This window comes from Marinobacter sp. L-46 (genome assembly GCF_056859535.1).
Window position 1 is genome coordinate 1 of sequence record NZ_JBSXOP010000058.1, and the last position, 4,608, is coordinate 4,608.

The 4,608-nt window shown below is 60.0% G+C and carries 4 protein-coding genes; 1 reads left to right on the plus strand and 3 read right to left on the minus strand.

What is annotated here, in order from left to right; translation table 11 throughout:
• The first annotated feature begins 330 nt into the window (after window positions 1-330).
• On the plus strand, window positions 331-1,662 hold the full coding sequence (gene senA, locus AC13DJ_RS08835; protein WP_473801937.1) for a selenoneine synthase SenA: 1,332 nt from the start codon (window positions 331-333) through the stop codon (window positions 1,660-1,662).
• Here senA and AC13DJ_RS08840 read toward each other — a convergent pair.
• The 3 genes from AC13DJ_RS08840 to AC13DJ_RS08850 all read right to left on the minus strand — a co-directional run.
• Window positions 1,632-3,203: a cation:proton antiporter family protein gene (locus AC13DJ_RS08840; protein ID WP_289101597.1), complete on the minus strand. Its 1,572-nt coding sequence runs from the start codon at window positions 3,201-3,203 to the stop codon at window positions 1,632-1,634. The genes senA and AC13DJ_RS08840 overlap by 31 nt on opposite strands.
• A gap of 77 nt (window positions 3,204-3,280) precedes the next feature.
• On the minus strand, window positions 3,281-4,219 hold the full coding sequence (locus AC13DJ_RS08845; protein ID WP_289101598.1) for an alpha/beta fold hydrolase: 939 nt from the start codon (window positions 4,217-4,219) through the stop codon (window positions 3,281-3,283).
• A gap of 184 nt (window positions 4,220-4,403) precedes the next feature.
• Window positions 4,404-4,608 (minus strand): hypothetical protein (locus tag AC13DJ_RS08850; RefSeq protein ID WP_482932808.1); only part of this gene is annotated, 205 nt, incomplete at its 5' end.

The window sequence follows — 4,608 nt, forward strand, 5'->3', positions numbered from 1 at the left end:
AGGTCTTCGACCGCCTGTCTCTGGTAAGCTTGCTGGATACGATGACACGGTTTCAGAGTCAATCATGAACCGCCGTGGTACGGAACCGTATGCCCGGTGGTGTGAGAGGACGGGGGAGGCAACTCCCCCTCCTACTCGATGGTACTCTTCACTGGAGTATGAAGCCGCGTCGGGAAGGCGTGTCCAAAAACCGCTCCTTGCGGCACATCCCTGTGGCGCTTCTGCTCCGCCATCCATGGCTCCGCACATTTTTGGACACGCCTTCCCGACACGTCTTCCCCTACCTTGGGAATAACACTAGAGAGCGTGGCACTAATGGTGGTTGACGACATGAAATCTCAGCTTCTGGCTGAACTTGAGCTGGCTCGCAGCCGGACAGAACAGCTGATTGTTACTTTGCCCGAAGAGAAACTGGATGTTCCGTATCACCCGGGCGTGAATCCACCGCTCTGGGAAATGGGCCACTCAGCGTTCTTCTACGAGGTCTTTGTCTTTAACCTGCTGGACGGTACGCCCAGCTATGATCCTTCCATGGATGACCTGTGGGACTCTTTCCATGTCGATCACAAAGATCGTTGGAGTCGGGATCTGTTTCCGGGCCGGGAAGACACTCTCAAGTATTTCAACACCATCTACGACCGGGTTGCCGAACGCATCAAGGGTCGGGAGCTGACCGATAAAGAGCTGTATCTCTACCGATACGCTATTTACCACCAGAACATGCATATCGAGTCGCTGATCTGGTGTCGGCAGACGGAGGGTTATCCGGCGCCGGTGGATTGCAAGGGCGACCGGCCGGCTCCGGGCGAGCCGGTGAGCGGTGATGCGCAGATTCCGGCCGGGCGTTGGGTGATCGGGATGCCGGGTGAGTCTGAACAGTATGCGACCGAGGACTTTGCGTTTGATACCGAAAAACCACGTTTTGAGGTGGAGCTGCCGGCGTTTGCGATCAGTCGTACCCTGGTGAGTAACCGGGAGTTTCAGGCGTTTGTTGAGGACGATGGCTATAAGCGCCCTGAGCTTTGGTCGTTCGGGGGCCGGAAGTGGCTGGAGACTGAAGTGGATGTGGCGCTGGTGCACGGGGTTGCGGAGCCCCGGATGGCGGTGCCACGGCATCCGCTGTATTGGCGCTGGCATGAGGGGCACTGGCAGGAGCGGGTGTTTGACCAGTGGCTGCCGCTGGAGCCGGATGCGCCGGTCACTCATGTGACGTATTGGGAGGCGGAGGCGTTCTGCAAGTGGGCCGGCCGACGCTTACCGACCGAGAATGAATGGGAAGTCGCGGCACTGGGCAACAAACCCGGCGAATCCTTCCGCCGGTATCCCTGGGGCAACGAGGCTCCGGATGCTTCACGGGCCGATATGGATGCCCGCACCATGGCCCGCAACCCGGTGTCCGACTACCCCGCCGGAGACAGCCCGTTTGGCTGCCGGCAGATGATCGGCACCGTGTGGGAATGGACCAGCAACGAGTTTCTGCCCTACGACGGCTTCAAGGTGGACATGTACCCGTTCATGTCCACCCTGCAGTTCGCGACCCACAAGGTGACCAAAGGGGGCGGCTGCGCCACCTCATCCATCCTTATCCGTGGCACCTACCGGCAGGCCTACCTGCCGGCCCGCAATGATGTTTATACCGGGTTCCGCACCTGCGCGGTCTGAAGCCCTGATTTGTCCATGAGGTGGCTGGCGAGGGCTACGCCGGTCTCGCTCATGGTGAGGTAGGCATCGTCCGCCCCGGCTTCGCGTATCTTCTCTGCCTCGTCCGCGTACATCGTGTGGGCAACAATGTAACCGGTGAACCCGAGCTTACGCAGCATGCGGGCGGCAATCAGTTTGCCCTCGATGTCACTCATGGCCAGCACCACCGACTCCAGCGAGGGCATGTGCAGGCCTTCCCAGAAGGTGGTGTCCTCCGCATCGGCAAACACCACGTTGCGGCCTTCCTCCTGATGTTTCTCCGATTTGGCGGGGTCTGAATCCAGGCCCATGATGCGGTCCTCCCGGGTTTTCAGCCAGTCATAGGCGGCGGTGCCGGTGCGCCCCATACCCATCACCAGAATCCGGGTGTCGCCCAGGGAGATGGGTTGTTCATCCGGATGGCGTTTGCGGCTTTCGAACCGGGCAAGGTAGTGGCCGATCCGCTCGAACAACCCGTGGGCAAAACGGTTGAGCGGAGCGGATATGACGAACGACAGCGATACGGTAATGGCCAGTGGTACCAGCCATTCCGGCAGTGCCACACTGGCCACGATCAGGCCGAACTCACTGTAGTTGGTCAGCGACAGGGAGGTCAGGAAACTGCTGCGGGCGCGCAGGCGGAAGCCCAGCAGCAGGAAATAGAACAGTATGCCCTTGAGCGGCAGCAACAGGGCAGCTACTACGGCAAAGATCAGGGCCTGCTGGTCCGGCAGGCCACCAATGCCGATCTGCAGGAAGAAACCCACCAGGAAGATTTCCTTCACGCTCCACAGGGACTTGGCCAGCTCCTGGGAACGGGGATGGTTGGCCAGCATGGCACCGAACACCAGCGCCCCCAGTTCCGAACTCAGGCCTACCGCCTCGAAGCCCAGGCCGCCAACCACCAGTGCCAGCAACAAGCCCAGCAACACCAGCAGCTCATCATGGCCGCTGGCATCCATCAGCCGGTAAAGCAGGGGCCGCAGCAGGGGGAGGCCAAAGACAATCAGCGCCCACTCGGAAGGGGTTTTGCCGGCAGCCAGGCTCATCACCACCAGGGCGATCAGGTCCTGCATGATCAATATGCCGATGGCTACCCTGCCGTGGAAGGCCCGCAGTTCCCGCTTGCTTTCCAGTACCTTGGCCGCCAGCACGGTGCTGGAGAAGGACAGGGCAATCGCCAGCATCAGGGCGGTGGTCCAGTCCAGGTCGAACAGCAGGTACAGGCCGGGGGCAAACACTACGCAGGTGATGGCAAAGTGCAGCAGGCTGCCGCCGATCACTTCCGGGCTGATGATGGAGCGCAGCTTGAGTTTCAGGCCAACGGTAAACAGCAGCAGAAGAACGCCCAGGTGGGCGATGTGAGCCAGCACATCGGTGGGCTCTGCGGTAATTTCGGTGTTGGCGGCCAGGCCGCTGAGCACAAAGCCCGCGGCCAGGTAACCGACGAGTGGCGGCAGGCCGATGCCTTTAACAAGCAGGCCGGTAACAAAGGCGAAACTGATCCAGATGGCTTCAGGCATGGCGAATCTTCTGACAGATGATTACAACGCCCTGAAGCCTACCTGTTTTTTGCGTTCAGCTGTAGTAGCGGATGGTTTCAGGGCTGTGATTCCGCGAGGAACTCACGAAACAGCTCTGCGGATTGCTCCGGGGCCTCGACCATTGGTGCGTGCCCGATGTCATCCAGAATGGCCTTGCGGGCATCGGGGATGGCTTCAACGAAGACATCCGCATTGCGGTAGTCGATCACCCGGTCCAGCTTGCCCCAGACCACCAGAACCGGTGCCTGAATGTTGGTGATGGCATTGCGAAATTCCGGTTCGAAGCCGGTATCGCGAATAGCGGCAAAGATGACCTCGTTGACCTCCCGGTTGGCGATGGCGCGCTCCTCCAGCACGCCCATAATGGGCCAGGGCACAAACGGTTTTTTCTCCAGTGCGAAGTCCATCAGGCGTTCAAAGTCACCGGGCTGTTTCGGAATCAGGGGGTTGTCACCGGCCTTAACCAGATCCACCAGTTCGCTCTCGTATTCCAGGATGCCGGCGGGACTGAACAGTACCGCTGATTGCACCTTGTCCGGATGATTGGCGGCGTAAAGCGCGGTAATCGCCCCGCCCATGGAGTTACCCATGACGTGTGCCTCATCAACCGACAGCGCGTCGAGGATGCGTGCGACATAACCGGCCTGATCTTCCAGGCGGTAGCCGATGTCGAGGGGCTTGCTGCTGTCACCATGCCCCGGCAGATCGATCGCATAGACATTGAAGTCGTCGGTCAGGTGGCCGGCCAGACGGGTCCAGTTGTCCTTGTTGGCCCCGAAGCCATGGATCATGACGATGGCGTCGCCTGCGCTCACTTCCTGGTTCCTGAGATAGGCGATGTCAAGGTTGCCCACTGCCACGCTCGCCGCCTCCAGACCCGCCGATGATCGTTCAAAATCAATCGCGGTCTGGTAGATGTCCTGACGAGAGCAGGCACTGAACAGCAGGGAAGCGGCCAGTATGATCAGCAGGTATACCGGTGACGGGCGGCGCATCGAAGGGACTCCTTTGGGCGATGTGGTCGGAACTTTGTGTCCGCAGTCTACCTTACTCTCGGGCCGGAGTATGGGAATTGCTTCCCCTGCCCGGCATAAAAAAAGACCCGGCCAACGGGCCGGGTCTCATCAGTGGGCCATTCACAGCGGGTTCGCCCGGAAACCAGGCCAACCCGGTCATTCGTCAGAAATTAACGCTTAACCCCAGTGAAGCGGTGCGCGGCAGGTTCGCCATGGCGCCATCGGGTAAACGTGAGACAATTTGCTGTTCATCGAACAGGTTGTCCACTTTCAGGAAGACATCGGCACTGGCGGTCAGTGCGTAGCGGCTGATGAAATCGACCAGGAACAGGGACTCGGTCTCGTCCAGTTTCGTGGCGGTGTTGTTG